25 protein-coding genes and 1 tRNA gene are annotated in these 26,659 nt (G+C 43.1%); 6 read left to right on the forward strand and 20 right to left on the reverse strand.

Features of this window, described 5'->3' with window-relative positions:
• The 5 genes from K1X61_14685 to K1X61_14705 all read left to right on the forward strand — a co-directional run bounded on the left by K1X61_14685 (position 1) and on the right by K1X61_14705 (position 5,066).
• Complete coding sequence (locus K1X61_14685) at positions 1-1,644, forward strand: T9SS type A sorting domain-containing protein (GenBank protein MBX7109893.1); 1,644 nt, start codon at positions 1-3, stop codon at positions 1,642-1,644.
• Between the two features lie 94 nt (positions 1,645-1,738).
• Entirely contained in the window at positions 1,739-2,932 is a 1,194-nt protein-coding gene (locus K1X61_14690; GenBank protein ID MBX7109894.1) for a 1-deoxy-D-xylulose-5-phosphate reductoisomerase, read from the forward strand.
• A 45-nt stretch (positions 2,933-2,977) separates the two neighbouring features.
• Positions 2,978-4,300 carry an RIP metalloprotease RseP gene (gene rseP / locus K1X61_14695; protein MBX7109895.1) on the forward strand — a complete coding sequence of 441 codons (1,323 nt, stop codon included), beginning with the start codon at positions 2,978-2,980 and terminating at the stop codon, positions 4,298-4,300.
• Positions 4,301-4,390: 90 nt separating this feature from the next.
• Complete coding sequence (gene hscB / locus K1X61_14700) at positions 4,391-4,918, forward strand: Fe-S protein assembly co-chaperone HscB (GenBank protein ID MBX7109896.1); 528 nt, start codon at positions 4,391-4,393, stop codon at positions 4,916-4,918.
• Between the two features lie 64 nt (positions 4,919-4,982).
• Positions 4,983-5,066, forward strand: a tRNA-Leu gene (locus tag K1X61_14705).
• Between the two features lie 145 nt (positions 5,067-5,211).
• Here the strand turns inward: K1X61_14705 and K1X61_14710 are convergent.
• The 18 genes from K1X61_14710 to K1X61_14795 form a co-directional block, all read right to left on the reverse strand.
• Positions 5,212-6,948 (reverse strand): cell wall metabolism sensor histidine kinase WalK, encoded by a 1,737-nt coding sequence (locus K1X61_14710; protein MBX7109897.1) that lies wholly within the window; start codon positions 6,946-6,948, stop codon positions 5,212-5,214.
• 351 nt (positions 6,949-7,299) lie between these two features.
• The gene (locus tag K1X61_14715; protein ID MBX7109898.1) at positions 7,300-8,424 is read right to left on the reverse strand and encodes a sensor protein KdpD; all 1,125 of its coding nucleotides are present in this window, start codon (positions 8,422-8,424) and stop codon (positions 7,300-7,302) included.
• A complete protein-coding gene (locus K1X61_14720; GenBank protein ID MBX7109899.1) occupies positions 8,424-9,602 on the reverse strand; it encodes a porin in 1,179 nt (392 codons plus the stop codon). The genes K1X61_14715 and K1X61_14720 overlap by 1 nt, the downstream gene beginning before the upstream one ends.
• A gap of 48 nt (positions 9,603-9,650) precedes the next feature.
• Positions 9,651-10,220 carry a K(+)-transporting ATPase subunit C gene (locus K1X61_14725; GenBank protein MBX7109900.1) on the reverse strand — a complete coding sequence of 190 codons (570 nt, stop codon included), beginning with the start codon at positions 10,218-10,220 and terminating at the stop codon, positions 9,651-9,653.
• A 12-nt stretch (positions 10,221-10,232) separates the two neighbouring features.
• The gene (gene kdpB / locus K1X61_14730; GenBank protein ID MBX7109901.1) at positions 10,233-12,272 is read right to left on the reverse strand and encodes a potassium-transporting ATPase subunit KdpB; all 2,040 of its coding nucleotides are present in this window, start codon (positions 12,270-12,272) and stop codon (positions 10,233-10,235) included.
• A 521-nt stretch (positions 12,273-12,793) separates the two neighbouring features.
• Positions 12,794-14,494, reverse strand: a complete 1,701-nt coding sequence (gene kdpA, locus K1X61_14735; GenBank protein ID MBX7109902.1) for a potassium-transporting ATPase subunit KdpA — start codon at positions 14,492-14,494, stop codon at positions 12,794-12,796.
• A 125-nt stretch (positions 14,495-14,619) separates the two neighbouring features.
• Positions 14,620-14,697, reverse strand: coding sequence for a K(+)-transporting ATPase subunit F (gene kdpF, locus K1X61_14740; protein MBX7109903.1), 78 nt, complete (start codon positions 14,695-14,697; stop codon positions 14,620-14,622).
• Positions 14,698-14,808: 111 nt separating this feature from the next.
• A complete protein-coding gene (locus K1X61_14745) occupies positions 14,809-15,015 on the reverse strand; it encodes a hypothetical protein (protein MBX7109904.1) in 207 nt (68 codons plus the stop codon).
• Between the two features lie 66 nt (positions 15,016-15,081).
• The gene (locus K1X61_14750) at positions 15,082-16,428 is read right to left on the reverse strand and encodes a sigma-54 dependent transcriptional regulator (GenBank protein ID MBX7109905.1); all 1,347 of its coding nucleotides are present in this window, start codon (positions 16,426-16,428) and stop codon (positions 15,082-15,084) included.
• A gap of 134 nt (positions 16,429-16,562) precedes the next feature.
• Positions 16,563-17,429 (reverse strand): alpha/beta hydrolase, encoded by an 867-nt coding sequence (locus tag K1X61_14755; protein MBX7109906.1) that lies wholly within the window; start codon positions 17,427-17,429, stop codon positions 16,563-16,565.
• 55 nt (positions 17,430-17,484) lie between these two features.
• Positions 17,485-18,918, reverse strand: a complete 1,434-nt coding sequence (locus tag K1X61_14760; protein ID MBX7109907.1) for a hypothetical protein — start codon at positions 18,916-18,918, stop codon at positions 17,485-17,487.
• A gap of 25 nt (positions 18,919-18,943) precedes the next feature.
• A complete protein-coding gene (locus K1X61_14765; protein MBX7109908.1) occupies positions 18,944-19,525 on the reverse strand; it encodes a hypothetical protein in 582 nt (193 codons plus the stop codon).
• A 403-nt stretch (positions 19,526-19,928) separates the two neighbouring features.
• The gene (locus K1X61_14770; GenBank protein ID MBX7109909.1) at positions 19,929-20,981 is read right to left on the reverse strand and encodes a fibrobacter succinogenes major paralogous domain-containing protein; all 1,053 of its coding nucleotides are present in this window, start codon (positions 20,979-20,981) and stop codon (positions 19,929-19,931) included.
• A gap of 201 nt (positions 20,982-21,182) precedes the next feature.
• The gene (locus K1X61_14775) at positions 21,183-21,737 is read right to left on the reverse strand and encodes a hypothetical protein (protein MBX7109910.1); all 555 of its coding nucleotides are present in this window, start codon (positions 21,735-21,737) and stop codon (positions 21,183-21,185) included.
• Positions 21,738-21,795: 58 nt separating this feature from the next.
• Complete coding sequence (locus K1X61_14780; GenBank protein MBX7109911.1) at positions 21,796-22,164, reverse strand: VOC family protein; 369 nt, start codon at positions 22,162-22,164, stop codon at positions 21,796-21,798.
• A 30-nt stretch (positions 22,165-22,194) separates the two neighbouring features.
• Positions 22,195-22,539: a TfoX/Sxy family protein gene (locus K1X61_14785; protein ID MBX7109912.1), complete on the reverse strand. Its 345-nt coding sequence runs from the start codon at positions 22,537-22,539 to the stop codon at positions 22,195-22,197.
• A 9-nt stretch (positions 22,540-22,548) separates the two neighbouring features.
• Entirely contained in the window at positions 22,549-22,995 is a 447-nt protein-coding gene (locus tag K1X61_14790; protein ID MBX7109913.1) for an SRPBCC family protein, read from the reverse strand.
• A 2-nt stretch (positions 22,996-22,997) separates the two neighbouring features.
• Positions 22,998-23,459, reverse strand: a complete 462-nt coding sequence (locus K1X61_14795) for an SRPBCC family protein (protein MBX7109914.1) — start codon at positions 23,457-23,459, stop codon at positions 22,998-23,000.
• 110 nt (positions 23,460-23,569) lie between these two features.
• On the opposite strand from K1X61_14795, the gene K1X61_14800 reads away from it, so the two are divergent.
• Positions 23,570-23,965 (forward strand): helix-turn-helix transcriptional regulator, encoded by a 396-nt coding sequence (locus tag K1X61_14800; GenBank protein MBX7109915.1) that lies wholly within the window; start codon positions 23,570-23,572, stop codon positions 23,963-23,965.
• A gap of 444 nt (positions 23,966-24,409) precedes the next feature.
• Here the strand turns inward: K1X61_14800 and K1X61_14805 are convergent, their stop codons facing one another.
• Together K1X61_14805 and K1X61_14810 are read right to left on the reverse strand one after the other, a co-directional pair.
• Positions 24,410-25,150, reverse strand: coding sequence for a hypothetical protein (locus K1X61_14805; protein MBX7109916.1), 741 nt, complete (start codon positions 25,148-25,150; stop codon positions 24,410-24,412).
• A 297-nt stretch (positions 25,151-25,447) separates the two neighbouring features.
• Positions 25,448-26,536: a hypothetical protein gene (locus K1X61_14810; protein ID MBX7109917.1), complete on the reverse strand. Its 1,089-nt coding sequence runs from the start codon at positions 26,534-26,536 to the stop codon at positions 25,448-25,450.
• Positions 26,537-26,659: the final 123 nt, after the last annotated feature.

Genomic DNA, 26,659 nt, shown 5'->3' on the forward strand with positions numbered 1-26,659 from the left:
ATGCGAAAAATCTGCCTGCTGTTTCTTTTTGTTTTTTTCCTGGTAAGAAGCCAGGCACAACAACTCGTTTCGTATGAATTAATCGCTTCCTATTCGCTGGATCAGATTGACAGTATCTACACCGCCAATGGAATTCCGGGCATTATCTTGCCGAGCACCTATGGCGTGAATGCTTATAAAGTGCTCTATAATACGCTGGATGCAGATAGTTTGCCCATCCTTGCATCAGGCGCCCTTTTTGTACCCGTTGCGCCCAACTGCCATGCGCCGCTTGCAAGCTATCAGCATGGCACCATCCTTCAGAAAGAAGAGGTGCCCTCGAGGCTGGCAGGAGGGGAAGTGATAATTGGGCTCTCGATGGCGGCAGACGGCGCAGTGCTTTGCATGCCGGATTATCTTGGGCTTGGTGATTCTCCCGGGCTGCATCCTTACGTGCACGCCGAAACGGAAGCAAGAGCTGTAGCGGATTTACTTGTAGTATCGCTTACTATTTGCAGTCAGCTGGATATCACATTAAACAACCAGCTATTTCTAATTGGCTATTCACAGGGCGGGCATGCCACCATGGCAGCGCACCAATTGATACAGGAACATTACAGTAATTACTTTACGGTAACAGCATCTGCTCCCATGTCAGGGCCTTACGATCTTGCAGGTGTACAGGCAGGCATAATTTCACAGGGTGGAGAATATCCGAATCCTGGTTACCTGCCTTATCTGTTGCTGGCATATAACAGTGTGTACCACATATATGATAATGTGGCTGATTTCCTGGTATCGCCTTATGACGTGCTGCTGCCGCCTTTGTTCGACGGGCTGCATAGCATGAGCGAGGTGAATGCCGTGATGCCGTCGGTACCCAATGATATCATCGTGCCGGCTGTGCTGGATTCATTCAACAATGATCCGGATTACAAGCTGCACACCTATCTTAAAAAAAATAATACCTACAACTGGAAGCCGGAAGCACCGATGCGCATGTATTTCTGCGAAGGTGATAATGACGTTAATTACCTGAATGCTTATGTCGCCTATGATACGTTTATTGCCAGGGGTGCGACTGCCATTTCACTGGTTAGTTCAGGGGCCGGACTGGATCATTCCGGTTGCGCTTTCCCTTCTTTGCTGAGCGGAAAGTTCTGGCTCGATACCTTCCGGCTCGATAAAATCAAGCTGATGTTTGATTACACATTTGAATCTTATGTGGGCGCCGGCGATGGCTCCCTCACCGCTCATGTAACCGGCGGCTATCCGCCATATACTTACCAATGGAGCAATGGCGGAACAGACTCCGCCATTACTGATCTTACATTCGGTATTTATTCCGTTGTGGTGAAAGACAGTACAGGTTGCCCCGTGGATGCATCCATATATCTGCCGGTTCAGGTTGGCCTGGAAGAAATACCTGCTCAACTGGTAAGCATATATCCCAATCCGATTCGTGAGATGACCACCATTGAATTCGACGCTCCGGGCCATTATACGATACAGCTTGCCGATATCAGCGGAAGCAATTTGCAGACATTAAAGGTCACCGGCAATAAACTGGACTGGCATCGTGATAAACAGCCGGCCGGCATTTATATCGTAACCATCACCGGCGACGCCGGGCTGATGGTTCGCAAGAAACTGGTACTTGAATAATATAGAAGTTGCAGGATGAAATGGATTGAATCTGCATTAAGCATGACCCGTTTATTCGACCTTTAGTATTTTAAATTCTTTAAAGTCGTCACTTTTGAAACCCTCCTCACAAGATTCTTCTTCAGCAAAAAAACGAATTGCCATACTCGGTTCCACCGGCTCTATCGGCCGGCAGGCACTGGAGGTTATTGCGCAGCAAAGGGATTACCTGGAAGCAGAGGTGCTGTGTGCCAACACCAATGCCGGCCTGTTGATTGAACAGGCGATTACATTTCAGCCGAATTGTGTGGTGATTGGCGATCAGGATAAATATGCTGCAGTAAAGGAAGCACTGGATCCGCATGATATCAAAGTGTATACGGGCATGGAATCTATCTGTGCCGTGACCGGCATGGACAGTGTTGACCTGGTTTTAACAGCCATGGTAGGTTATGCAGGGCTGCGTCCGACCCTGGCTGCCATCAGGGCCGGAAAACCGATTGCCCTGGCGAATAAGGAAACACTGGTGGTTGCCGGTCAGCTCGTTACTTCGCTGGCTCAGCAGCATGGTGTCAATATCTATCCGGTGGATTCAGAACATTCCGCCATCTTTCAATGCCTTGCCGGCGAATGGATGAATCCGGTGGAGAAAATTTACCTGACAGCTTCCGGCGGACCTTTTCGTGGAAAGGACACCAGCTACCTGCAGACAGTTACCAGGGAGCAGGCATTGAATCATCCTAACTGGTCGATGGGTGCAAAGGTGACGATTGATTCGGCAACGCTGATGAATAAAGGACTGGAGGTGATAGAAGCAAAATGGCTCTTTGGATTGAAATCGGAGCAGGTGCAGGTCATCATTCATCCGCAATCCATCATTCATTCGCTCGTGCAGTTTGAAGACGGCTCCATGAAAGCGCAGATGGGCTTGCCCGATATGCGCTTACCGATTCAGTATGCGCTTGGTTATCCACGCAGGCTGAAAGCAGATTTTCCAAGATTCGATTTTGTGAACTTTCCATCACTCACCTTCGAACAACCCGATACCAAAACATTTCGTAATCTTGCCCTCGCTTATGAAGCACTCAACAGGGGTGGAAATGTACCCTGCATCATTAATGCAGCCAACGAAATAGCCGTAGATGCCTTCCTTCACAACAGCATACGCTTTGATAAAATGCCTGAGGTGATCGAAATTTGCATGGAGCGTGTTGCCTTTATTGGTCAGCCTGCTTACGACGATTATGTTGCAACGGATGCAGAGGCCCGCATGTATGCAAAGGAAGCAATTGCTGGTTTTGCATCCTGACAGCTGATTCAAGTATTATAAATCAAATTACGAACACACAGATAGATGGATATTCTCATCAAAGCAGGACAATTATTTTTAAGCCTTTCCATACTCATCCTGATCCATGAACTGGGGCATTTCATGGCGGCCAGGATGTTTAAAACAAGGGTAGAGAAGTTTTATCTTTTCTTCAACCCGTGGTTTGAACTGTTTAAGTTTAAAAAGGGAGAAACGGAATACGGGCTCGGCTGGCTGCCATTAGGTGGCTATGTCAAGATTGCCGGCATGATAGACGAGTCGATGGATAAGGAAGCGATGAAATTGCCTGCACAGCCGTATGAATTCCGTTCCAAACCTGCATGGCAGCGGCTTATCATTATGCTGGGAGGCATTATCATGAATGTGCTGCTCGGTATTTTTATTTACTGGATGTTGTTGTTCTTTTCCGGGGAAGAATACATTCCGACTACCAGCCTTAAATATGGTATAGCCGTTGATTCTATCGGCTGGGAAATGGGATTTCAGAATGGTGATAAGATCCTGGCTGTTGACGGTAAGCCGGTTGAAAATTTCAGCAGGGTTACCTCCACTATTATTATTGACATGGCCAAAGTTGTCACGGTGGAACGGAACGGTCAGGAGGTGAAGGTGCCGATTGATGAGCTGATGATTAAAAAAGCCATTGACAGCAAGTCGGTGGATTTTATTTCTGCCCGCATGCCTTTTGTCATCAAAGCCTTTGCACCGAATTCCGTCGCGAAATCTGCCGGGCTGGAAGCCGAAGACCAGGTGCTTGCCATCAACCAACAGCCTGCTTTCTTTTATGATGAGGTGCGCAACAGCCTGATGGCGAATAAGGGAAAGGAAATTGAAGTAACCGTGAAGCGTAAGACGGACACGATTGCAAAAAAAATCACGCTTGCCTCCGATGGTATGCTCGGCGTGCAGGTGGCGCCCGGAACAGATTTCATGGAAACGAAAGTGATTAAGTATTCGCTCATCAGCGCGCTTCCTGCCGGTATTCATAAAGCGTGGGAAACACTGAGCAACTATGTAAAACAATTTGCGCTGATCTTCTCATCCAAGGTGCAAGGGTATAAACACGTAGGCGGTTTCATCAGCATTGCCAATGCATTTGAACCCACCTGGAACTGGTTATCATTCTGGTCCTTCACCGGTTTTCTTTCCATTGCATTGGCATTCATGAACCTGTTACCGATACCGGCTCTCGATGGCGGACATGTCATGTTCACCCTGTACGAAATGATCACGCGCCGCAAACCCAATGAAAAATTCCTGGAATATGCTCAGGTGGCCGGTATGATCATCCTGCTGAGCTTACTCGTTTATGCTAATGGAAACGATATTGTCGGATTGTTCCGGTAACACCATTCTGTGTGTGGCATGTTAATCATTGCCGGATACTGATTAACTGCAGAGGAGCAAGCCGAAGCGACCTGCCCGTAAATTAATATTATGAATTTCTTCGAATTATATGAATTGCCTGTTTCTTTTATGCTGGAAGAGGCAGCCGTCAAAAGAAAGTTCCTGGCGCTCAGTAAAAAATTCCATCCTGATTTTTTTGTTAATGAAAGTGAAGCAGAACAACAGGAAGCGCTTGCAATGTCAACCATAATTACACGTGCTTACCAGGTCTTGTCTGATTTCGACCGGCGGATGCAGTATATTCTTGAATTGAAGCAAGTGATTTCAGCGGGTGAACGCTATGAATTGTCGCCGGCGTTTTTAATGGAAATGATGGAGATCAATGAAGCTTTGATGGAACTGGAGCATGACAAGGATGCGGACAAAGCAGCAGCATTACGCAAACAGGTGGCAACGCTTTCAGCATCGCTCGACGAAGAGGTGCGGCCTGTATTAATTTCCTACCGCGAAGATGCGCCTGATGAAAATGTTCTAAAGAAAATCAAAGACTGTTACTACCGCAGGAGGTACCTGTTGCGGATTCAGCAGAGTTTAGATACTTTTGCTGCCCGTCAATGATAAGGATGAAGAAGATAAGTGATATTGTGCTTTATTATTGACAAGCATGCAGTAATCACCACCAGCCCGGGTGGCGGAACTGGTAGACGCGCCAGACTCAAAATCTGGTAGTAGCAATACTGTGGGGGTTCGATTCCCTTCTCGGGCACAAGCCGGCGAAAGCCGGCTTTTTTATTGTTAAAAGACAGATACTACGGATGCCCAATCTGATGCGCAGGCAATTTTTAATCAGGTTTATATTAACGAGGCGTCCGGTAGTTTTTCTCTAGTGCAAACAGTTTTGAAATTGCACTTTATGCAACTGGTTTATTTAACGCTATTGAAAAAATGCTTCCCTTTCCGATTTCACTTTGCAGGGATATTTCTCCTCCCTGTGCTTCAATAAATTCTTTGCTGATGGCAAGCCCGAGTCCTGTTCCTGATTTACTGCTGCCGGGAATTTGGAAATAGCGGTCAAATATTTTGTCTTTATATTTCGGCTCAATGCCTTTACCGGAATCTTTAACGGAGATCAGAATTTTATTTTCAACCTCTTTTACTGTGAGCAGGACATTTGAATTTTCGTAAGAATAACGGATAGCATTGGACAGGAAATTGGTCAGCACCCATGCCGTCTTCTCTCGGTCGGCATTTACCGGCGGAATGTTATCCGGACAATCAATTGTTATAGCAATGTTTTTTTGTTCTGCCTGAACTTTCACGGCTTCAGTAGCATAGCGAATGATTTCCACCGGTGGTGTGGCCTGTAAACTCAATTGTATTTTTCCTGTTTCCACCTGTGTCATGTTAAGCAGTTCGCCCGTTATTTTTAAAAGCCGCTGACTGTCTTCCTTAACGCTTTGAATGAGTTGTTTCTGTTCCGAATTTACGCTGCCGACTTTTTCATTCACCAGCAGATCTAAACTCATGAGGATGGAAGAAATGGGTGTTTTAAGCTCATGTGAAACCGTGGCAATGAAATTTGTTTTGGCAAAATCCAGCTCTTTGAATGGCGTAATGTTTTGAAGGATGATTACATCACCAATATGTTTGGATTGTTCTTCGGCAGTGGGAACGATTGAAATGGGAATGATTTCTTTTTCAAAAAAGCTTTCCTTGTTATCTGCGAATATTTTGAGCGGCTGCTGCTGCTTGCTGCCGTGGGTTCCCGGCTTAAGCACCTCCTGGATAAGAGAGCGCATTAAATCATTATGCACTGCAATTTCCTGCGCCGCTTTTCCAACCACATCTTCCTGTTTCAGCCCTGAAATTTTTAATGCCTCATCGTTGATGAAAAGAATTTTGCGGTTTTCATCTAACCCGATAACAGGGTCGTGCATGTTATTGATTAGTGTTTCAATGCGCTTTTTCTCCATCATCAGTTTAGCCAGATTGCTGTCGTTGTACTCTTGTAATTTTTCTGCCATAACATTAAATGAATGCGCCAGGTCGCCAAATTCGTTGTGCTGTTCAAAGTGAACACGCTGGTTGTAATTTTTTGCGGCGATCTCCTTTACACTTTCGGTAAGCTCTTTAATTGGATTGGCGATGTTGGAGGGCAAATTAAGCAGCAGTGAAAAGGCAAGCAGGAAACAAAAAGCTCCTGTTATGGAAATCATTATGGTGGCTGTTCTTGCAGTGCTTTTTGCAATTTCACTTTTGCGTTGAATGGCCTGCATGTTGAGCAACATAATATCCGCAAGGTCGGCGCGGATGCTTACATATAATGCACTGTCATGAAGATTGGATTTCAGCTTTTCGAAATCAAGGGTGAGCCTGGCAGTGAGTTCTTCTTCTCCCTTCTCTGTTACGTTGTTTTGCTGCTTGTTCAGATTTTCCCGGAAGATGTCAATAGCTGAATCGGAAACAGTCAGGTTATCCAGGGCAATGAGCATTTTCCGTGAATAGTCAATGGTGTTGTAGTTGTCGGCTAATATATTCTGTGTATCATTTGAAATCTGATTTGCGTATTTAACACCCACCGCAATCAGGATGATGATGAGCAGAAAGAGAAAGCTGACCCAGAGTGTAAGTTTTGCTTTGATTTTCATGACAGTAAATTGAAAGTGGACACTGGAAAATGGAATGCTGTCATAGTTTTATGCTTATAGTTTTTAAAGAATACACATAGAAGTTTATCAGGTTCTTCGTCATCGATGATCGGTAATACAGTGGAACATGCAGCAGTAAAATCTGAAACTTAAAAAAATCATCCGGCAACTGCATTCTTTGTTTTGATTGTTTACTATGGCGGATGTTCCGCTTCGCAATACATGTTTAGAAAGCATTAGTTCTTTCTGGCCTGCCTGTAAAAACTGAAAAAGCTTTGTAGCATGAATGGCAAACACATGAATTTTTGCTTTCAGGATATGCTCGATTTTCATGGTTGCAATTTTACATTTTCAGCTTAATATGACAAGGTCAATATCGGATGCTGATAGATTTTTGAGCAACTCGTTTAAGATATTGGTAGCCAGGATGATTCTGAATAAATTGAGATGCGGCTTGCCGATGCAAATGGTTGTAATGTTGTGTTTCTTTGCTTGCTCAATCATGGCCAGCGGTATATTTTTTTCCTGCACCTGTATTACCTGTCCACCCAATTCAGTGGCAAGTTTGAAGTTGTTGATGAGATGCCGCTGTTTGTCCAGTGGAATATTGGCTGTGTCTTCAGCAGGAATCTGCACATACAGCACAAACCATTGCGCATTGTAATAGCTGGCTAACCGTGCGGTTTTGCGGATTACATTCTTCGCAGTTTTTTCATTGCTGCTGATGCAGGCAAGGAATTTTTCATGACGAAGAGCAGCATTTTTCGGCACTTCAATATCCACTTTGCGTTCTACCTGCGAAGCCACTTCCTTCAGGGCAAGTTCACGTAACTGTAGAATGTGTTCGGGCTTGAAGAAGTTGTTTAGCGCGGCTTGAATTTTTTCTGCCTGGTAAATTTTACCTTCTTTCAAACGAACTATCAGTTCATCCGCTGTGAGGTCAATATTGACCACTTCATCGGCTAATGCCAGGATCTTGTCAGGAATCCGCTCCGCCACTTCAACACCCGTAATGGCTTTAACCTCATCATTCAGGCTTTCGATATGCTGAATGTTTACGGCACTGATCACATTTATTCCGGCTTCCAGAATTTCAAGCACATCCTGCCAGCGCTTTTCATTTTTACTGCCCTGAATATTGGTGTGTGCGAGTTCATCAATAATCACCACCTCCGGACGGAGGCTGATGACAGCCTGCACATCTAATTCCTCCAGCTCTTTTCCTTTGTAAAAAAGTTTCCTGCGCGGAATAACCGGTAGCCCTTCCAGCAATTCATGTGTTTCTTTCCGGTGGTGAGTTTCTATATAGCCGACTTTTATATCTATGCCATTACGGAGCAGGGAATGGGCTTCCTGCAACATGCGGTATGTTTTTCCCACACCGGCACTCATGCCAATATAGATTTTAAACTTTCCGCGCCTTGATTTTTTAATCAGGTTCAGAAATTCTTCCGCCGACTTTCTTGTTTCTTCCATCAGAATGAAACAGCAAGTGAAGTAGTGATGAAATAATTGTTGTTGCTTGGCTCATCGTTCAGCATGAATATTTTGTCTTTACCGGAAAAGCCTCTTCCTTCCACCCGCCATAAAACATGGTTGTGAATCAGATAGTCGAAGTTTAGTGAATATCCAAAGGTCTGAAAATTGCCGGGCGTTCCGGTGGCAATGATTACGCCGTTTTTATCGCTGTAGTATTCACCTCTTGCCGCAATGGTTAATTTGTCGGTTGGGGTTACTTTAAAAATGATGATGGGCGAATACCAGGTGTTATAAACACTGCTGCCTTTTGATTGCTGTTGCGCACCAATATCAAATCCGGCTATGATTCCGAATCTTTTATCTGGCTGAAACTGGCCATATAGATCATGAAAGTAGCGCATCTGCCTGGCACTGTCCGGCATGTCGTTACCTATAAATGAACTGCTGTTAATTATGATTTTTGAATTGGGTTTGAAAATAAGCTGATGCCCGAAAGCAGGAAAGTTATTTCCATCCTTTCGGTAGATTCGCTGCCAGCCATTTAATAGTAAGCCACTGATAAACCATTTACCATTGTCGGTGCTATAGGAAATTTTTGCCCCTGTCTCGTAGTATGGTGAATTTTCAGCCAGGATGCTGCGGGTTAAAGTCCAGCAGTCTTTGCCGATGGCACTTTCAAAACCAATATGCGATGCAAAGATGCCTGCATCAACCCACAGGTCTTTATTTTTTGAAATTTTAATACCTGTGTTGGCTTCAAAAACATTTTTTAAAACACCCGGTTCTGCTGAAAGATTATCATTGCTGTATGTTCCGGCCATGAGCGCAATGTTGGCACGCACATTATCGGTTGCATAAGCCAGTTTAATGAGTCCTACATTTAAATTGATCTCATTATGCCTGTTATAAGAATAAAGGAAGGGTTGACGAACATGATTGGCTGGCTGGGCAAAATCGTAACAGTAATAGATTTCGACGTAGCCGGAAAGAGAAAGTGTATTTGAAATTTGCCCGGCCGGTTTTTGCGGTTCAGTATTCAAACTATCCAGCACATCCTGTTGTACCTGCTGAATGATGGCCAGTCTGTCCGATTCCGACAAATTTGTCTGCGCTTTCAGCGAATGGATTGTTAAAAATGGACAGTGTAAAATTGCAATCGTAATCCATATTTTCATTGATGACTTCATGACGTTATGTTTGACTGGATTTATTAGTTCAGTTTTTTATTTTTCAATTTGCAATTTATCTAATGCGATATTAAGTTGTAAAACATTGATGCGCTCGGTTCCAAACATACCGAGCAATGGCTTTTCAGTGTTTGAAAGTATGAGTTGCTGAATGTTGGCTTCGGCAATGCCGCGGATTTTTGCGATACGTGCTGCCTGCACATTGGCAGCTTGTACGGATATATGCGGATCAAGCCCGCTTCCGCTTGCAGTAACCAAATCGGAAGGAATATCAGATTTGTCAATGCCGGGATTATGAACGAGGAAAGTGTCAATGCGCGACTGCACCACGGCTAAGTAATCGGGATTGGAGGGTCCTTTATTGCTGCCTCCGCTTCCGGCTGCATTGTAGTTTACCGCGCTTGGGCGTGACCAAAAATATTTATCATCAGTAAAGCTTTGCCCGATGTTGGCGTAATAAGTTTTTCCATTGTATAAGATGACTTCGCCTTTGCCGTTGTTGGGCGCGAACAGGGAAATTCCGTAAACAGCTAAAGTGTAGATACCACTGAAAAACACTAAACAAAGTAAAGTGAGTCGAATGGCGGGAAGCATATTGGATTTCATATTGTGTTAGTTTTAAAAGTACAGGGAAACAGCTAAGTCGATGAGTTTAATGCCGATGAATGGAACAATAACGCCACCCAAACCATAGAGGAGAAGGTTTCTGCGTAACAGCGCACTGGCACCGATAGGCTTGTAAGCTACTCCTTTCAGCGCAAGCGGAATGAGCAAGGGGATGATAATAGCGTTAAAAATTACTGCTGATAGAATTGCGCTTTCAGGAGAGTGCAACTGCATAATGTTCAAACCCTGTAAAGAAGGAATGGAAGCGATGAACAAGGCCGGAACGATGGCAAAATATTTCGCTACATCATTGGCAATGCTGAAAGTGGTGAGCGTTCCGCGTGTCATCAAAAGCTGTTTCCCGATTTCAACCACTTCAATCAGTTTCGTTGGGTCGTTGTCAAGATCAACCATGTTGCCTGCTTCTTTAGCGGCTTGCGTTCCGCTGTTCATGGCTACACCCACATCAGCCTGTGCAAGAGCAGGAGCGTCATTTGTTCCGTCGCCCATCATGGCCACTAAGCGACCTTCTGACTGCTCCTTTTTGATGTAATTCATTTTGTCTTCGGGTTTGGCTTCGGCAATAAAATCATCCACGCCTGCTTTTCCTGCAATGAATTTGGCTGTTAGCGGATTATCACCGGTTACCATCACTGTTTTTATGCCCATTTTGCGAAGCCGTTCAAAGCGCTCCCGGATTCCGGGCTTGATGATGTCCTGTAATTCAATTACACCGATTACTTTTTCGTTTTCAGAAACAACCAGCGGTGTGCCTCCATTGCTTGAAATTCCGTTTACAATTTCAATGGTTTCGCGCGGGAACGTGTTCCCGGCTTTTTCACACAGGTTGCGAATGGCATCGGATGCACCTTTCCTGATACGGGTGTTTTCAAAATCAATTCCGGAGGTTCTTGTTTCGGCAGTGAATTTTATGAAACGTGCATTTTCAATTGTAATACTGCCCGGTTTCATTCCTGCCAGTTCAATGATTGATTTGCCTTCCGGAGTATCATCGCTCATTGAACTTAAGGCAACTGATTTCACAAATGCATTCAGTTCCACATCATGAGCAGGATAAAAATTGGTGGCTTTACGGTTGCCAATGGTTATCGTTCCTGTTTTATCCAGCAACAATACATCAATATCACCGGCGGTTTCTACCGCTTTGCCGCTTTTTGTAATTACATTGGCGCGTAAAGCCCTGTCCATTCCCGCAATGCCGATAGCGGAAAGAAGTCCGCCAATGGTGGTCGGAATTAAGCAGATAAAAAGTGAAATGAACGCTGCAATAGTTATTGGTGTGTTGGCGTAATCGGCAAAGGGTTTAAGGGTAATGCAAACTATTATGAATACCAGTGTGAAGCCCGCCAGTAAAATGGTCAGTGCGATTTCATTGGGTGTTTTCTGCCGGCTTGCACCTTCTACCAGGGCTATCATTTTATCCAGGAAGCTTTCCCCGGGTTGTGTAGTTACCACTACCTGAATTCTGTCGCTTAAAACTTTTGTTCCACCTGTTACGGAACTTTTATCGCCACCGGCTTCACGGATTACAGGTGCACTTTCTCCGGTGATGGCGCTTTCGTCAATTGTGGCAAGTCCTTCTAAAATTTCTCCATCCGTGGGAATGATGTCACCCGCTTCGCAGAAAAATAAATCTCCTTTCTTTAATTGTGAGGATGGAATGATTACTACATCGCTCGTTAAGTATTTACCTAAAGCGGAGATTTTCTTTGCCGGTGTTTCTTCTCTTGTTTTCCTTAAACTGTCTGCCTGTGCTTTTCCTCTTGCTTCGGCAATAGCTTCCGCGAAGTTGGCAAATAACAAAGTGAGCAGCAGCACTTTAAAAACAAGGAAGTTGTAAATGAAAGAACCTTGTCCGCTTGCACCGGATAAAGTCCACAAAGAAACAATGAGCATCACAAGCGTGCCGATCCAAACGGTGAACATCACCGGATTGCGGAACATTGTTTTCGGGTTCAGTTTAATGAAGGATTGTATGAGTGCCTCTTTCAGCAGCTGAGGTTGAAATAAGGAAGCAGGTGATGATTTCATGGTGCTGTTTACTTAATTTGAAATGTAAGATGTGTTATGTGAAAAGTGAGATGTGAAATACGGAAGCTGAGATGATTTAATTTTGAGATAACAAAATCATGAATAATAAAACCGCATAAGCAATTGCATGCATGGAGTAGCAGTTTTGGCTTTGTAAAGGATATATAGGGCATTACAAGCAATTTTCCTGCGGAGGAAGAGTTTGGATTGGTTTCCCAGATGCGATGGGCAGCTGTTTCCATTCCTGTAAATATTGCTGAGGGTGCAGCCAGGAGAAGCCCAAAAGAGTTTGTCCATTTCGTGCGCATTTCATTAGGTTCAATGACCGAACTTGTCACAGTTATTTTACTTCGCGAGGAGCTTGGTTTCATTGACAACAGTGAAGCAGATTTGTTGGTCGAAAAATCGGATTTCATTGGAAAGCTTCTTTATGGCTTAATTATGAGCGGTGAGGATAGGTTTAGTAAATGGCATAAGTTGAATTGCATAGTATTTAAATTTTACTGTTTACTGATCTCTTTTCACTGTAATGAAAAATATTCTGCAATCGGTCCCAATGTGAGTGCCGGGAAAAATGAAAGTGCGGCTACAATGGCGATGACAGCGAAAACCATAAGCCCGAAGGTGGCAGTATCGGTTTTTAATGTTCCGTTACTTTCCGGTATGAATTTTTTAGAGGCTAAGATTCCCGCAATGGCAACAGGCCCGATGATAGGAAGGTAACGCGCCAATAACATGACCAAACCACAGGCTATATTCCAAAATGGCGTATTATCGCCCAATCCTTCAAAGCCGCTTCCGTTGTTGGCAGATGATGAACTGAACTCATAAAGCATTTCACTGAAACCGTGAAAGCCGGGGTTGGCAAGCCAACCGGAGTATGCTTCAGGGTTACCTGAAAAAAGAAAACTTGCTAATGCTGTTCCTGTTAAAATCAGGAACGGATGAAGTAAAGCGATGAGCATAGCTATTTTCATTTCACGTGCTTCAATTTTCTTTCCGAGAAACTCAGGTGTCCTGCCCACCATCAGGCCGCTGATGAAAACTGCAAGAATGATGAACACATAAAAGTTTAGGAAGCCCACGCCAACTCCTCCGTAAAAGCAATTTATCATCATGCCAAGCAAGGTGAACATTCCGGTAAATGGCGTCATACTGTCGTGCATGGCGTTTACTGAACCATTACTGGTGCAGGTGGTATTGATTGCCCAGTAAGCCGACGCGGCAGAGCCGAACCTGATTTCTTTGCCTTCCATGCTGCCTGAATTTTGTGCGATGCCTAAATGTGAAATAGCAGGGTTGCCCTGCATCTCATAATATACCGATGGAATCACAAAACACAGAAAACCGATGGTCATTACACCGAAAATTGTCCGTGCTAATTTTCTGCGCTTTAATACAAAGCCCATTGCAAAAATCATCGCAATCGGAATAAGAAAAAGGGAAATGGTCTCCAGGATATTGGTGAAGTAGCCAGGATTTTCAAACGGATGGGCTGAATTCGATCCGAAGAAACCGCCGCCGTTTGTGCCTAACTGCTTGATCGCAACAAATGCGGCAACAGGCCCTCTGCTTACCTGTACGGTATCACCTTGCAGAGTTGTCATGGTGTCTTTGCCTTCAAAGGTCATCGGTATGCCGTTGAATGCATAAATGATGGCAGTTGTGAATGCCAGCGGCAACAAAATGCGTGTGCAGGAGCGGACAAAGAAGAAGTAGAAGTTGCCCAGTGTTAGTGATGTCTTTTCTCTCATGGCAAAAAACACAACGGCACAAATAGCTATACCTGTTCCGGCACTGATGAATTGCCAAAGCATTAAAATCAACTGGCCTAAATAGGACAAGCCGGTTTCACCTGAATAGTGTTGCAGGTTGGTATTTGTTACGAAGCTTACGGAAGTGTTGAAAGCCAGATCGGCTGTCATAGAAGGATTTCCGTCAGGATTGAGTGGCAGCCAGCTCATGTTGGTCAATATGAACATGGAAATGAGAAACCAGAAAACATTGATAGTAAGCAGTGCTGCCAGATGCTGTTTCCAGTTCATTTCTTTATTTATGTCAATGCCGCTCAGTTTGTAAAAGAGGTTGTCGAGCGGATTGAAAACTTTATCCAGCCATGTTTTTTCATTCATGAAAATCTTTCCGATGTATCTGCCAAGCGGAATGGCAAGCAGTACTATCACGCCATACATCAGGATTATTCCGGTTATTTCAGTATTCATTTTGTTTTGTTTTAGAACCTAAATAAGATTTTGGCTTTCCAATAAAGAAGATAGTACATCGACACAACCAATAGTATGGAAATGATGAATACGATGGCCTTTCTTACTTTCTCCCAATTCATAGTTCAGAATCTTTCCGGTTTGAGTAATACATAGACGATGTAACAGAAGAGAAAAATTGCGATAATGAAGAGTGCTGTCATGTAGTTCAGATTTTTTCAAAGAAGTTGATGGATTTGAAAAACAGCGCGAAGCAGAATAGCCCGGCTGCGATAAGAATTATTGTAGTCATTTTGATATGCTTTGGCAGAAGATCAGCCAAAGCCGTTCCATTCGGTGCATTGGAACGGAAACCTCACGCTGACAAGGGTTTGAGTATACAAAACGAAGATTGAGTGGGAAACAACCGTTTCATTTTGCAACGGGCGGGCATAGCGTTTCGCTATAATTTTGCTGGAAGCTGTCTCAAAAATACCGGGAGTGATCCTGTCCTGATTGATCAGGATCAGGATCTCTTCCATATATTGGCAGATGCCGGAATAAATCCGCCATGACCGCATTGATTGCCTTTTTTGAGATAGCTTCTATTAACTGATTTTGTATTCTTCCAGTTTGCGGTAAAGGGTGGTAGTGGCAATATTGAGCAGCCGTGCCGCCTCGGTTTTGTTGCCATTGGTGTAGTTCAGCACTTTTTGAATGTGGAGTTTTTCGGCACTGGATAAGTCAAAAGCCGATAGTTGTTTTCGGTTCTTTACAGGAGAATAAGCAGGTTGAAGTTCTGCCGGTAGGTCCTCCGTGGTGAGTTCGTCAGTATTGCAAAGAATAACGCTGCGCTCAATTACATTTTTCAGTTCCCGTATATTGCCTTGCCACTGATGTTGTTTAAGCGCTTCGATAAATTCAGCAGAAAGCGATTTAGCTTTCTTATTGGTTTTTGCAGATGATACAACTGCAAAGTGCTTAGCCAGCGATTCAATATCAGCTGCGCGTTCGCGCAAAGCAGGTAGCCTGATTTGAAAAACTGAAATGCGGTAATACAGATCTTGCCTGAAATGGGTAGCTTCAATTTCTTTTGGCAGGTCACGGTGTGTGGCGGCAATAATGCGCGCATTGGTTTTGCTGGTTTTACTTTCCCCGACTTTAATAAACTCACCAGTTTCAATCACCCGCAGCAACTTTGCCTGTAACTCCAGGCTCATTTCACCGATTTCGTCTAAAAAAATAGTGCCGGTGCTGGCTTCTTCGAACAATCCTTTTTTGTCTTTAGTGGCTCCGGTAAATGCTCCGGCTTTATGTCCGAACATCTCGCTCTCCAAAAGTTCCTTGCTGAATGCAGAGCAGTTAATCGCAACAAATGGTTTATTAGCACGGTTACTTGCAGTATGTATGGCTTGTGCGAAGACCTCTTTGCCTGTTCCGGTTTCACCTAACAGTAACACCGTTGTGTCGGTGGCGGCAACTTTTTTTGCCATTTCAATTGCCGCGAGAATGGCCTTTGATTGGCCAATGATGTTGTCAAACGAATATTGGTGGCCAACCTGCTTCTGCAACTGCTGCACACGTTTAGACAGATGCACTTTGTCCATTGCGCGATGCAAAAGCGGGATTATTTTGTCGTGATCGTCACCTTTGGTGATGTAGTCAAAAGCACCATTCTTAATTGCCTGCACACTGTCTGCAATATTGCCATAGGCAGTCAGCAGGATAATTTCCATGTGCGGGAACCTGTCTTTGATTTTCCCGGAGAGTTCCACGCCATTGCCGTCGGGCAGTTTTACATCGCATAGCGCAATGTCAAATTCCGAATGATCCAACTTCTTCCATGCCGACTTGCAGTCTGCCGCCTGAACCACATCAAAGCCCTCCAGACTGATAATGCGAGTCAGCAGGTTGCTTAGTTTTTCTTCATCGTCTATAAGTAAAATACGGCTCAGATGCTTTAAATATTTTATGCAGCAAAGGTAGAGTTTTAAAGCAATGAATTTTCTACAGGAAGCAATAAAGCGCTGGGGATCCGGCTCTTTTTTTTTCGGCCCGACCGCATTTGCCTTTGTTCAACTGGTATTTGCTAATGCTCTTTTTTGTCCGGATACAGTAGTCTGAAAGCATTGAAAACAGCCGGATGCGTTACAGTGGCATGGTCTTCTGAAGGCAGGTAATCAAAATATACCGTTACATTTTTGGATTTCGACTGACTTATTTTGTCGGCTAACAGGTTGGCATCAACTTCCATCACATGACTGTCAAGTCCCGGTGTCAGTCCTTCTTTTCCGACGCCAATGTAAACAGCTGTGGGATGCGAATAGGTAGCATTAAGAATTTCCGGCTGCAATTTCAGCAGCGAACCATCATTCCACCACAGGCTGGGGCTTACAATAATATACTTGTCGAAGAGTGTTGGCTTTGTAAATAATATTTCCGTTGCCAATAGTCCTGCAAGCGATTGCCCAATGATGGTTCGTGACGCGTTCGTCTTATACGTTGCGTTGATGTATGGCAGCAGATCCTTTTCTATGAATGCAATAAATTTTGCGGAACCGCCACCTGTGGGTGCATGCTTTTTGTCGTTCACGAAATTTGTCGGACCGGTAAAATCCCTCTTCCTGTCAACATTTACGATGCCAACCACAATGGATGCAGGAATCCGGTTAATCCAGGGCAAAGTATTGTATTGGACGATGCCTGTTATATGGAGAAAATCTTCGTCAATGCCACCATCAAGCGCATATATTACCGGATATCTTATGCTGTCTTTTTCATTATAACCTTCGGGTAAATAAATATTCACTATCCTGTTTTCCGAAAGTTCCCTGGAAAATATTTCTTCCGTTGTTCCGATAACAAGTGGTTTTGACGATGGGAGATCATTCTTGTTTTGTGCCATTGTTTGTGGCAAAAGCTGAACAATAACTAGCAGGTTGAGTAAGATTTTCATCTGTTGTTTTTTTAATGTCGGGCGCGACAAAGAACTGCGTTTTTCCATGCGTTTCTTAATTTTTTGAAATCAAAATTCCGGACAGATAGTAATGGCTTCCTACATCAATTCTGACAGCATGCACGGTAACATCCTGCCTGCCGGGATCTGTCAATACAAATGAACCCAGGTAAATGGTATTGTCAATTTCCTGTACATATGATTTGCTTTGTTCAACGAAAGTGAGCCTGCCATAGTTGGTGATAGCTACTGCTTTGAGATCATCCATAGCTTTTTCAAAATCATGTTGTGCGGCGGTTGAGTCAACGGTATAACCTGTGGTTAGAAAATAGCCGGAGCCGTCTCCGGTAATGAGCCCGATTTTGTAGTCATCAGCAGTGAGAATGCCCATAGAAGAATATGATTTTCGCAATCGCATGTAATCACCCAGTAAAGGAGTAGCAAGGTCTTTGAATCCATCCGGTGCAGCGCGAATCAGCCGGGCGAGAATATCTTTAAGATTATTGCCGTAGCCGATTGTTTCAGCTTGTCCGGCAGGTATGAAGAAATAACAGTCTCTGCGGTTGGTGGAACCGCGGAAGTCTTTGAGTTCCGGTACAGTATCATTCTCATCCCAAGGACAATAAAGAATTTCAATGTTGTTACCGTCATCATCGGCGAAGAAAGCCAAATGATAAACTACCAGGTGTATTTTTTCATTCAGATAATGCTTTACGATGGAAGAACGGCCGCCGCTATAGTCAAATCCTATGGTCTGCTCATCGAGTTGTCCCATCATCATAACTTCGGCAGTCAAATCGGTATCAAGCAGCGCTGTTGAAAGATTTTGCTTTGTCTGTACTGACATGGTCTTCACCGGATCCAAAAAAACCATGTCATCCGTAATCCATTCCCGCCGGTAGCGGCTTGGGCGATGAACACTCATAAATTCTATATTATGGAGTTCATTCGTTTTAAAATCGCCGGCAGGAATTTTTCCGCCCGGCCATTGCCAGCTTTCAAAGGCACTCACCGGCAATACAAAGTATTCATCGCTTTCAACGGGCAAATAGTAGGAGGTGTGCTTGCCCAGGTAATAGTTATCGCCCCCGGCTATCATCACCAGGCATAATCTTTCATTCGATGCTTCACTTTGGAAGATCCGCATAGCCTTGCATTGGAGCAACTTCCAGTCATCAATAAATTCCGTGGTGAAATATTCTCTTTCCCGGAATTTGTAGTTGCCGCGGTTTGCGGGTTTCAGCTTGCGGAGCAGGTATTCTTTCTGTTCTGATGTAACCGGCAGCGATGACTTAAACAATTGCTCCTGATCCTTCGGGGAAGGGTAGTAATCAAAAAGAATTTTATCAGGACGGGTGATATTGCCTTCAGCAAGCCATTGCGCGGAAGCGATCTGACCGGTAGCTACCAATGCCATGAACAGGATGAACTGTTGCGAAACCTTCTTCAGCAGTGCAGTTTGATGAAATGAATAAGATTGTGTTTTCATGATGAATGGTCGTGGAAGCTGGCTTTCATTTTGCTTTGAAAAGATAGTTTTCAAAACGGGAGTCCTCCAGCTCAAAATTTTGCCGGCCCAATTTATAGTGAATGAAGCAGTCAAACTGATGTGTCATTCCGTTGGAGAATGTAACGAAGGTAAACTCAGCACTGTCGGCGTTAACCCAGCCAATGAGGTTGATATAGAATGATGACTTATGTTGCTGTTGTAGCTGTGCTCCCTGTTCAGGGCTGATGAGTTTAAGTTGTGTGTTCCCGATGACTGGCGGCAATGATATATCAGGGAAATCGTCCGGTTGTCCGTAAACGTGTTTGCCAAAAAATAATGTATCGAAAGTAAGGTTGTATTCCTTCTTCACCAGTCGGATATAGTCACCAATGGCTTTTGCATATACATTAGCTAAATCAATTTCTTGTCCTTTCGCACTGCCGGTTTCCGCCGTTTGGCGGTTCACCGTCACAGCGCTGAAATCGGATGTGTTGTTTGCTATTGCATTCCTGGTTGATGAACCGGAACAACCGGACAGTAAGAGATAAACAAGCAGGCAACAGATTACGAGTGGAGGACTACTTTCTGTATTAAATTTTCTGTTCATACTATGCATGAATTTTAAATTTAAGCTGCCGCTGAATTGTTGCTATCTATGCCTGTAAGTGAGCATGGCTATTCAGCCCAAAAGTACCACTGGCTTAGTACGAATACGCGGATAACCTGTTTATCCAAAAATAAAGATAAAGCGGTAAATGGAAGCTGTCTCAAATAGGCAATCAATGCAGTCATGCTGAATATAGTTCGGCATATTTCAATGAATAGATGAGATCCTGATCCGGATCAATCGGTACAGGATGACTCCGGGTATTTTGAGGTGTCTTCTAAAATGGCATAGGGATAGAGCGCGTGTTGTTCATCTGTGGCAGGGTAATGCCGGGAACCGTTTCTCATCACATTACAGGAAAAGCCAGGTGGCTATCACACTATGCAACGGTCACTATCGGCAATCACTTGTTTTTCACACAGCGAACGGAATTACCGCTGTATTTAAAATTCACATCGGGCTGGAAAGCGTTGTTTTCTTTCAGGAAATAAATCATCGCAAATTCATCACCGTCCTGCGTGGCGGTCCACCAGCTTGCTTCCTGCCCGACATTATAACTGATATATTCTGCGCTGTTTCCGCCCGGCAAAGCGGAAAAGCCGAATTCATTTGTGCCGTTCATATGGTTAAGCCATCCTTCTTCACTTTTAAGTTTAGAAAACGGCACCTTATTTTGCATGAAGAAGGTTAGAAGTTCAGCCCATTCAGCATCACTCGGTATGTGCCAGCCTTCCGGTGCCAGGCCCCTCGGGTCATTCACGGCGTACCAGTTATATAATTTACCATAGGTCATTCCATAATCATTAACGCTGTTGGTACCATACCACCATGCTGGTTCATGGTTCATCTTGGCGGTTTCCCATTCTTCTTTGGTTTTCACCTGCCGTATCGGATCACCATTACGGAATTTGTCGACATGCAGGTTTTCAGCCATCCAGGCTTGTTTTCCGATGGTGACTGATTGTAATGCGGACTCAACCTGATTTTTACCTGGTTTATCGGATGCAGTCTCCTGTGGAATTGCATTCAGTTCATTGATCCATCCTTGTCTTCTTGTTTTCCAGTTTTCATCCACAGCCGACCATTTAATGTTGGATTCAAACTCCAGGAGCAGTTTAACAACCTGCCCGGCTGCATGTGCATTGTTACACTCATTTACCCATGCATTGCGGCGTGCCGCCCAGTCAGCTTCAACAGCCTCCCATTTCACATTCGATTCAAACTGCAGTAGTAGCTGAGCAGTTTTTTCAGGTGTGTTTTCAATTTTACAATTGCTCACCCATTGGCTCCTGGCGCTGTTCCACTTTGTATCAACGGCTTCCCATTTGGTATGGCTTTCCAGTTCGAGCAAATACAAGGAAACGGATTGAGCTCCGGCAGAAAACGCTGCGGCAAGCAGAAAAAGCAGGACTAGTAAAACGGGTTTCATTTTATTGGAGAAATGGTTTGTTTTCATGCGTATCATCCGATTACCATTTTGAATCTGGCTGCTCAGATATTGAGAACAATTGTTGCCGGAATGCCATCCGGCGATTCCCATATTTGCACAGCATAATAATAATAAATTTGGCTTAAAAAAAAGCCAGATAGGGAATACGATTATCGTCGTGATGGCATTACACAGCGGCTAATGTTATCGGCTGCTTTGCTGCTCACGTCAATCATACCCGTTCAATTGATGTTGTCTGTGCGCAATGAAAAGCAGAACTGTCATTACAACAACTGAAATAACTGAAGATGCTAAAGTGCCGAGATGCAGGCCGCCTTTGTCAATTGGTTTTGTGAGGAAGTCGCCAAAGGTTGCACCGAATGGTCGGGTGAAAACAAAGGCAATCCAAAACAAAAGAATGTGATTGATTTTTGTAAGATAATGTAGAAGCACAACAATAAGAATTACGCCACCTGTTACAAAAGCGCCTTGTAAATAGCTCATACCAAAATAGTCCCCGAGAAAGTCTCCGAATGCAGTTCCCAAACTGTTAGAAAAAAGAATTGCAGTCCAGTAAAAAATTTCTTTTTGCTTGTCTGCAATCGGAAACACTTGAAGATTTTTGTATTTGCGAAACCATAAAAACAAAGTGAGCAACAAGCAACTCAGAAGCAAAGCACTTCCAATTGTGTATCCAAGGTGCAATGTTCTGTCAATGTAGTCAGAGATTTCTGTTCCTGATGTTGTCGTGCCGATAATGACTAACCAATAAATGACAGGCACATATTTTTTGACAGAAAGTTACGTGAGCAACACAACAAGGAAAAAGCAAAGGGTGACATTATTTCATTGAGTGAAGTGCAATTTTGTTTCCTTCTGTGTCGGCTATGTGAGCCATAAAGCCGTTGCCACCGATTGAGGTTTTTGGCAAAAGAATTTTGCCTCCAGCTGCCTCAACTTTAGAGAGCGGAACACTTAGATCATCTCCGCCATTAAGGTAGATTAAAGCACCAGTCATTGAGGGTTCAAAACCTTCGCCTTCTACAATTCCACCTGTTACCCCGTTTTGCATGTCGCCGGGCAAGATGCCATACTTGTAAGCAGGGTGGGGCATTTCCTGAATGTCTTCACCTAATAGCGTTGCGTAAAATGCTTTTGCTCTGTTGAAATTTTTCACTGGAATTTCAAACCAATTGATTGAATTTGTCATGTTACTTGATTTTGATGGTTATTGATGAAATTATTTTTTCTTCTTTTTTGATGACTTGGCTTTGCTGTTGAACTCCAAACTAAGGTTTATCCAGTAGTCAAATTTTTTTTTGGTTTTCATGATTGAGTCATCCACCATTACATAACCTTTCATTGGTCTGCCTGTGAAATCCATGATGCGACAACCTGTTTTTTCTATAACAGTGTCTTGCATTTCAGGTGCAATGCGACACATCATATCATCTTTGATGATGCCGATGCACATTTTGTCGTTTACCATAAATGTCAAGCCGCCCATCATTTCCTTTTCTACAATGTTTGGAATATCTGCAAGTTGATCCCGAATTCGATTTGCTAATGCTTCGTTGTAAGCCATGTGTAAAGGTTAATGAGTTTCAGCATAAGATTTAAGACCTGCAAGGAATATTTTTATTCCAGTGTCCGACTGTTTGCGTATCATCAAACTGTCAAGCAACTTGCCCAGCAAACCAAACTTAACGGTGTATTCCATTACCTGTTTAACTTTTGTTTGGTTGCCGATTTTCTCAAAGCTGTAGCTGTGTTGCAAACCTTTGATTGGAAAGGAACAATCTGTGAGTTGATAGGTCAATGCCTCGTTAGCTTTGAACACCGTTACTGTTTCTTCAAACCAGTTTTTGCCGTCAACCATCAGCACTTTTCTTTTTGCTCCGATGCCTGTCTTTTTGTTTGAAAGCAAAGTTGCTTTCTTAACCGCCGGGTCATACCTGTCTAAGAGTTCAAGGTCAGTAAGCATTGTCCAAACCCTGTCAATGCTTGCGTTTACCATGATTTCGTTGTGGATAGTTGCCATACTTATTTTTTTTCTGCAATTGTTTTAATGTTAGAAAGAATTTGTCCTTGGATTTCACCCATCTTTTTTTTCATCATCAAAACATTTATGATTTTAGCCATCAGGTTTGCAGGTTCGTAATAAGATTCATTTACGATTTTAGTTTTGTTATCACCAATCTTTTCAAGATAGAAACAAAATTTTGGGTCTTTCAGCATCTTCCCCATTCCCATGCTGTCGTTTTCTATTGCCCAGACAGTTTTTTGTTCGTGAACAAGCTCAACCAGTTTTTCTGTCATAGTTCCTCTCTTGCCTCGGTTTTCCATTTCACAAGTTCGGGTTTCGCCTTGCTTGTCCATCCGTCCTGTAGCTGTAATAACGCCGGGATTTATTTTGTCTAAAAGTTTAATGTCGGTGATAATTGCCCAAACGGTGCTGATAGACGCATCGATTGTAGTTTCATTTCGTGCCTGTAGTTTGCTCATTTTATTACTGATTATATGTGTTGATGGAATGATTCTTGGCCGTAAATATAAAGCAAACCACTTGGAATATACAAGTGCTTTTGTACTTTTGTATTGTGAAAAAGAAAAAAATATCCTTTAGGTCTGATTGCCCGATTGGTAAAACGCTTGATATTCTGGGTGATAAATGGTCGTTGCTTATTGTGAGAGATTTAGTATTTAAAGGAAAAAATACTTACGGCGCTTTCCTCAATGGTGGCGAAGGAATTACAACCAGTGTCCTTGCCGATAAACTGGCATTGCTTGAAGGTGGTGGAATAATTTCAAAGGAAGTTCACCCGGACAGCAAAGCGAAAATTCTTTACAGACTCACTCAAAAGGGGATTGATTTAATTCCGGTTCTGGTTGAAGTAATTGCATGGAGTGAAAAGTATCATGAAGTTCATCCGCAAGCAACAGCGTTTGCTAAGCAGTTGAAAAGAGATAAGGAAAGTGTCATTAAAATGCTGCGGGAAAGTTTAAAGTAAAACATAAGTTTAAAGCATTGGCGAAAAAATTCTTTTGTTTATTTTGTTTGAACCTGACTTTTCGTGTGTGACTATAAAAGGAAAGTGTGTTTTATTAATAAGCGTGGTAGTGCTGTTTTTGCAAATTTGTTTTTTTATCGTAGACATTAGAAGCAATGACGGTTGGGGTTTAACGTATTTCCAAGACAGTTCATTCAAAACGGTAGCGTTCATGGTCTGCCGTATCGTATAAGAGCTTCATCCGGCGTTTTTGCGCTTGGCGAATAATGGAATTTCGGAGCAATAAGCTGTTTGCCGGCACTGAACTTGATACGAAGCACAAAGCTTCATTTAAGCACTGAACCACCAATTTTTTGCAGGTGCGGTTTTCTGCAGTTATCCTGGCCATCTGATGTCGTGTAGTTTAAAATCCGGAGGAAGATTTGGCAGAGAGATTTATGATTATCACTTTTTCAGTTCGTTTTTAAGTGCAACCAAATCAGAATAAGGTGCAGTTTCTTTATTCTCCCACTTCTTTTTTTTGTTGAGCCGATTATCAATAGCGGATAAAGTTGCTTTCTTATCTTTCGCAAAGATTTTCTGTATAAGTTGCCGGGTTGGAAAATCAGTCGGGTCGTAATACATCCAAACATTTATAAGAAGTGGTAAGTCTTTAACATCACTTTCCGTTTGAAGAAATTGCAAAGCATTTTTCATTGCGTCCTTGTTCGTTGGCGAGTCAGTGCTTTCGGATAGTTTTATGTAATTCTTAAAAATTCTGTCAACGATTTTGATTGGTGTTTCCTTTTTATCAGCGGTAACAGTTTTTGTTTTTACTTTCTTGCGAATGACCTCCAGGCCGTTCAAATAAATTTTCTCTGTTAGTTTGGCAGCAATCTCATCAACCAGCAGTGTGTCGCCAATGGTATGTATGTAACATGATTGGTTGGCATTCCAAATGTCAATGTCTAAAAGAGTGTCGGGCAAACAAAACGCTAACACAAATTTTAAGTAAACTGTTGGATGGGTGTCTTGGAATTTGTAACCGCAAAAGGAAATTGGTGTTCCGTTTTGTAAATAAAAAATGGTGTCTGGTTTATTGTAGGCTTTGATCTGCGATTCCGGACACACACAATTTTTACTGCTTGTCTGCCCAAATGCAGAAATAATAATAGTCAAAAAAAGTAAGGTAAAAAGGTTATTCATTGCTCGTCAGTTTGATGTCAGGAGGCTTCTCCAATGGATGCAGATAACGCCAGTCTGTGAAAAAACCAATTAACAATTATGTTAAAAATTACGTTGATAAAGACATCGAAATAGAATTCGCCCAGATCAAGTGATTAAGGATCTTTATTCCGCCGCTGCGTCTCCGCCTGCAAGCCTGTGCTGTGAGGTGGCGGGACAAAAGGCAATGCATAGCATAGAATCCATCCGTGTCCCGTTTTCTATCTATAAAACCATGCCTGCCGAGACACGGAAGCGGTGTAAAGCTCGCTAAGCAAATTATAACCTGTCATGTCCTAATAACTTTTTCTTATAAAGTTTGTCCACGAGCCACATGCCTACCCAATACAAAGGCATCAATACCGGATAGAGAACCATGACAAAGAAAGTGTAGCCATGATAATGTGATGCCTCATCTCCAATTACATTATCAATGAGGTCATAGGAATACATGTTGAAGCACAGAATCACAAATGGTATGAGAATACTACCTGCTATCAAAACCCAGGAATATTTCTTCTGTGTATTTCGCTTTCTAAAAAGCCGTATGAGAACTAAATGAAGAATTGCAATGACGATGGCAAAGCACAATGTCAATTTATTTGTCCCGATACTCATTAATGTTGCTGCGGTGGAATTCAATTCCGGAACAAAATAAATTTGCAGATATTTTCCCGGAAGCTGGTTAAATGTCCAAACTGAAACGGAATCGAGTTTCCCTGAAGCCGGGTTTCCGAAATTTGTGGTGATTGTTTTTTTGAATTGGGTTGCATCTACAGTAATCTCCAGCGAACCAAAGGACTTCCAAAATTCAGCAGGCGAAAGAGAATAGCGAAAACTGTAATTTTTAACCCATTGTCGCAAATCAAGCCAGGAAGTAGCGGTATATTCAACTCGGATGTTGTGTTCGCCTTTCGTCAGAGAGGTCTCGAAATATTTTAACTCGTTAAGCTGGTAAACGAAACCTGAGTTCTCCTCCCAATAAATTGTCACTTCATTGCGTCCGTCAAAAATATTCGAGAAATGCTGAAACGGCGAATTGGAGATATGCTCATATGCTGCTGGAATAGATGATATAGTTACCATCTGATTATCCACCCAAACTTTGAAGTCGCCATTGTAGTCCACTGCATGAAACAACAAAGGGATTTGTCTGCCCTCTGTATCGGTTTTTACCGCATACTCAATTTTGAATAATGCTGTCTTAAAACTGCTGTCAGGTTTTATGTAAATCTTCTCGTGAAGAATGTCAATATTTCTGCTGCTAAATGCCGAACTTGAAAATGTTCCTTCACGATATGGAGAGGCCATGTTTGCAAAACAGAGATGACCAAATAGGAGTGAAAATATTGTGAATAAATGTTTCATTTCTTACTGTCAGTTCAAAGTTAGCAGTGTCGCCAAAGCATTGTGGTTAATGGTTTGCAGTTTTGCGATGGGCGGGCTTATCACTACAAATGTTGATGCGCAGAACTGAACTTTCAGCTACCA

It is taken from the genome of Chitinophagales bacterium (genome assembly GCA_019694975.1).
Classification (GTDB): Bacteria; Bacteroidota; Bacteroidia; order Chitinophagales; family UBA10324; genus JACCZZ01.